This window comes from Homoserinimonas sp. (assembly GCF_056262345.1).
Genome location: NZ_JBACFR010000137.1, coordinates 1 through 4,954, shown reverse-complemented (window position 1 = coordinate 4,954; position 4,954 = coordinate 1). Strand labels below are relative to the sequence as shown.

3 protein-coding genes are annotated in these 4,954 nt (G+C 64.9%); all 3 read left to right on the top strand.

What is annotated here, in order from left to right; genetic code table 11:
- A partial coding sequence (locus AC062T_RS06795; RefSeq protein ID WP_476028570.1) for an Ig-like domain-containing protein occupies window positions 1-3,752 on the top strand: 3,752 nt, incomplete at its 5' end.
- 25 nt (window positions 3,753-3,777) lie between these two features.
- Window positions 3,778-4,746 (top strand): AAA family ATPase, encoded by a 969-nt coding sequence (locus AC062T_RS06790; RefSeq protein ID WP_108517214.1) that lies wholly within the window; start codon window positions 3,778-3,780, stop codon window positions 4,744-4,746.
- A gap of 7 nt (window positions 4,747-4,753) precedes the next feature.
- Window positions 4,754-4,954 (top strand): hypothetical protein (locus AC062T_RS06785; protein ID WP_476028568.1); only part of this gene is annotated, 201 nt, incomplete at its 3' end.

The window sequence follows — 4,954 nt, the reverse complement described above, 5'->3', positions numbered from 1 at the left end:
TGAACGACATCTCGCCCTCCGGAGCGCAGCTCGCCCTCATCGGAATCGAGGAGCCGGGCGGATCCACCAGCGCAAGCTTCTCGTCGGATACCGGCACGCTCTCGTTCTCTTCGTCCAAGCCGGGCATCCACTACGTGAAGTACACCCTCTCCGCCGGGGCCACCTCAAGCGTGGGAATAGTGCGCATCAACGTGTTGGAGAAACCCGACGACGCATCCTTGCCCCCCGTGGCCGTCAAGGACATCGCCTATCTCCGGGGTGACGAGCCGACGACCGTCTCCGTGCTGAGCAACGACGTTTCGCCGTCTGGCCGCGTACTTGCCGTGCAGAGCGTCGATGTTCCTGCCGAATATAAGGCAAAGGGCCTTGTCGTCGAGCTTTTGGCATCCACGAGTGTGAGAGTCACCTCACCCGCGGCCCTCACGGCGCAGGCCTCCTTCACCTACACAATCTCGGATGGCGTCTCCACGGCATCGGCGGGCGTCTCCGTCGTGCCCGTGCCGGCCCTCACCAAACACCAGCCACCCGTGGCCCAGAACGACGCCGCGCGCGTGCGGGTGGGCGACATCGTCACGGTCGATGTGCTGGACAACGACTTTCATCCGGATGACTCCTCGATGTTCCTCGACGAGAAGCTCATCACAGAGCCCGCAGAAGGAATCGCGTTCGTAAGCCGCGACACCGTGCGCTACCAGGCGCCGCGGGAGCCGGGCGAATACCGCCTCGACTATCGAGTGCTCGATCCCTTCGGCGAGACCGCCGCAGCCAGCGTTGTCTTCACCGTCGTCGCAGAGGATGAGGCCAACAACCAGAGCCCCATCCCGGTGCCCCTGGTCGCCCGAGTCCTCGCCGGCAATGCCATCCGGGTCGACGTGCCACTCAATGGCATCGACCCCGATGGCGACTCGACCCAGCTGCTCAACTTTCCCATCAGCCCTCAGCTCGGCACCGTGGGAGAGGTCGGCCCCGGCTACTTCTACTACGAAGCATCCTCGGCAGCGGCGGGCACCGACGTCTTCAGCTATGAGGTCTACGACGCCTTCGGCGCTACCGGAGTCGGCGAGATCAAGATTGCCGTGATCCCCGAGCCGGACGAACTGCAGGAGCCGAGCGCTGTTCCCGACAGCGTCTCGATTCGCCCGGGCCGCCTGGCCCAGGTCGACCTCATGGCCAACGATTCTGACCCGCAGGGCGCGCCCATCAAGGTTTCGGAGACGCTCGTCGATGTGCCAGAGGGCATCGACGCTGAGGTCATAGACAAGCGCTTCCTCGTGGTGAAGGCGCCAGACGATGTGCAGTCGTTCACCATTCGCTACGAGCTCAGCAACGACCGCGGCGGCTCGGTCATGAGCTATGTGCTCGTGCAGGTCACCGAGGATGCGCCCCTTCTGCCGCCGACGGCAGAAGACGTGCAGATTCTCACCAAGGACATCGCCGGCGAAGAGACCTTCACGGTGGACGTGCTCGACGGTTATGCGTTCAACCCGTCGGGGCCGAACTCCGACCTCGTCGTGAGCATCGAAGGCCCCAACAAGTCCTCGGCGCAGCTACTCGAGCGAAACGGCCAGATCGAGGTGACGCCCGGCAAGAAGCGCCAGGCGGTGGCCTACCGCGTGACAAACGAGGCCGATGAGCTGAGCGCGCTCGCGTTCATCCTCATCCCCGCTGCGGTCGACGAAGACTTCGATGACCCGCCCTACATCGACCCCAATCTGCCCATTCAGTACGTCTCCATGAACGAATCAGGCGAGTGGGATCTCTCGGAGATCGTCAAGGTGCCCTCCGGCCGGGCTGCTTGGATCGCCGACGAGACCTCGGTCACCGCGATCCAGTCGAACGGCGAGTCGCCCTATGTCGACAAAGACACGCTGCGCTTTACCCCCGTTCGCGACTACCGCGGGCCGGCATCCATCAACTTCACGGTGACGGACGGCTCCTCTAAGAACGACCCCAAGGGCAACACCGCCAACCTCACCCTGCCGATCATCGTGGGCGACCCCGAGTTCCGCGACACCCCTCCGGAGTTCACAACGCCCAACACGCAGGTTGAGGTGGGGGAGACCACGATGGTGGACCTCCGCGCCTCGACCGGGCACCCCAACCCCCAGATTCTGCAGGAGGTGACGTATTCCAACATCACCGGCCAGGCATCCGGATTGCAGGCGAACCTCTCGGGCAGCGAGCTCACCCTCACGGTGCCGAGAAACACACCAAAGGGCACGACGGTCACGCTGGGCGTCACGCTTCGCTGGGATGACTTCGAGGTTCCCGGCACAATCAACGTGACGGTGGTCGGATCGAGCAAGCCGCTCGCCGTGGCCGTAACCGATGTGCACGAGATGAAGCGGGGCGGTGGCGACGGCGGCGGATCCATCACGGTCAACCCGCTCACGAACGACTCGAACCCCTACCAGACCACGGGCGAGCCGCTCACAATCGTTGAGGCCACGGTCTCTAACTCCGGCGAGCCGGCCACGGTGACCCACTCAGGGACCTCGGTCAAGATCACCCCGTCGCCCTCGCTCAAGAGCGGCGTCGTCGAGGTCATCTACACGATCGAAGACGCCACAGAAGACAACGATCGCCGCGTCAACGGAACGATCACCCTCACCGTGAGCGATGTTCCGGATGCCGTGGGCAAGCCGACGGTGCCGTCGCAGGGTGACGAAGGCACAGTGACGATTGGCTTCGCCGCTCCCGCCTCGAACGGAAAGCCGATCACAAGCTACGAGGTCACCTCGAGCCCCGGTTCCTCAACGCCGACCAACTGCGCCCCGCCCTCCTGCACCATCACGGGCCTCACTAACGGCACCGCCTACACGTTCTCTGTGCGGGCCATCAACCAGCACGGCCCCGGCGCATGGTCGACACCGAGCAACGCCGTTGTTCCCTACGGCACCCCCGGAACGCCCGTCGTGACGGCGGCGATCGTTGACGGCAACCAGTGGGCGCCCAACGGCGTTGTCAGGGCGAGCTGGGCCGGCGTTTCGGCCAATGGCGGCCAGGTCAGCTACAACTGGACTCTGCTCCGCGACGGCAACGCGGTCAACTCGGGCTCGACGCAGAGCACGACAACGCCTAACCAGTCGGGACTCGGCGCAGGACGCTACACGTTTACGGTTACCGCAGTGAACTCGGGCAACAAGTCGAGCGCCGCCGCCACCTCAACGCCCGTACTCGCCGTGAGCAACCAGACGGTGCCCGGAGCGCCGACACCGGTCAACGGCAGCCGCGGTGGTTCGCAGGGCCCGACCACCATCTCCTGGAGCTGGGGGCAGCCGAGCAACGCAGGCCAGGGCGCCGCGGTGACCGCCAACCTTCAGTACCGCTACCGGGTCAACGGCGGCGGATGGTCGAGCTGGGGCGGAGCGCGCAGCCACAGCACGAACGTGGGCCAGAATGGCGGCGATTTCTCGATCGAGGTGCAGGCGCAGAACAATGCGGGCGCGGGTGCGGTCGGCAGCTCCGGCAACGTGCACGTCGACGCCAAACCGGACGAGCCCAAGGTGATCCTGTCCAAGGGCAAGCGCGTCAACTGCGACAGCAGTGGCACGTTCTCCTGTCACGAGTTCAGCATCACCCTCCAGGACTTCCCGGGCACGCACAACGTCAAGTTCTACTGCAGCGGTTACATGTCCGGTCGTGACCGCACCATGTCGGGCAGCTACAGCGGCAGCCCGCACTGCGGATTCGCTGACACCTACGTGGTTGTCGGCGGTATCGAGAGCAACCACGTGGATTTCCGTCCGTGAGTGACGGCAAGATGAAAGGTCGAGAATGCCAGTAACACAGGAGCAGGCGACGTGGTTCGCTGACGCCTTCCAGAAGCTCATCGCTAACGTGGATAAGGCGATTGTGGGCAAGGACCACGTCATCCGGCTTGTGCTCACCGCTCTCGTCAGCGACGGACACGTGCTCCTCGAGGACTACCCCGGAACGGGCAAGACGGTGCTGGCCAAGGCCCTCGCCAACACGCTCGACGGGTCTACCTCTCGCATCCAGTTCACGCCAGACCTGCTGCCCTCCGACGTCACAGGGGTCCAGATCTTCGACCAGTCCAAGGGCCGCTTCGAGTTTCACAAGGGGCCGATCTTCGCCTCGATCGTGCTCGCGGACGAGATCAACCGCGCCAGCCCCAAAACCCAGAGCGCCCTGCTCGAGGTCATGGAGGAGGGCGTCGTGACGATCGACGGCGAGGGGCATCCCGTCGGCGCCCCGTTCCTCGTCATCGCAACGCAGAACCCGGTCGAGCAGGCCGGAACCTACAAGCTCCCCGAGGCGCAGCTCGACCGGTTCCTCATTAAGACCACCCTCGGCTACCCCGACACCAAGACCACCGTCGCGCTGCTCATGGATTCCTCCACCCGCGCTCGGGCCTCGCTCGTCTCGCCCATCATCAAGCCGGAATCCATCGTGGCGATGGCGGCGCTCGCATCCGAGGTCTTTGTCGACGAGTCGGTCATGCAATATCTCAGCGACATCGTGGAGGGCACTCGCAAGGATCGGGATGTTGTGCTCGGCGTGAGCATGCGAGGCGCGATGGCGCTGGCCAGGGCGATTAAGACCTGGGCTATCACCCAGGGCCGCACGTATGCGACCCCCGATGATGTGCGCGATCTCGCCGTTCCCGTGCTGGCCCACCGCATCATCCTCGACCCGGAGTCGGAGTTCGCCGGTGTGAAGGCGGAGGACATTGTGAGCCGCATTCTGGTGGGCATCGAGCCCCCTGCCTACCGGGCGGCGTAGCCGAACGATGTCAGCTTCAAGCACAGCGAGCTTCGATGCGCGCGGCACTCGTGCCGCCCGTTTCGCCGGCGGGGTGACGCGCGCGTCGGCTTCGGCGCGCCGACTTCTCACGGCGAGCGGCGCTATCGTCACGCCTGTTGTGCGCCTGCTCTGGCGCGGAATCGGGCCGGTGCTCAAGGTTGTCACGGGGCTGGGATGGCTCGTCATT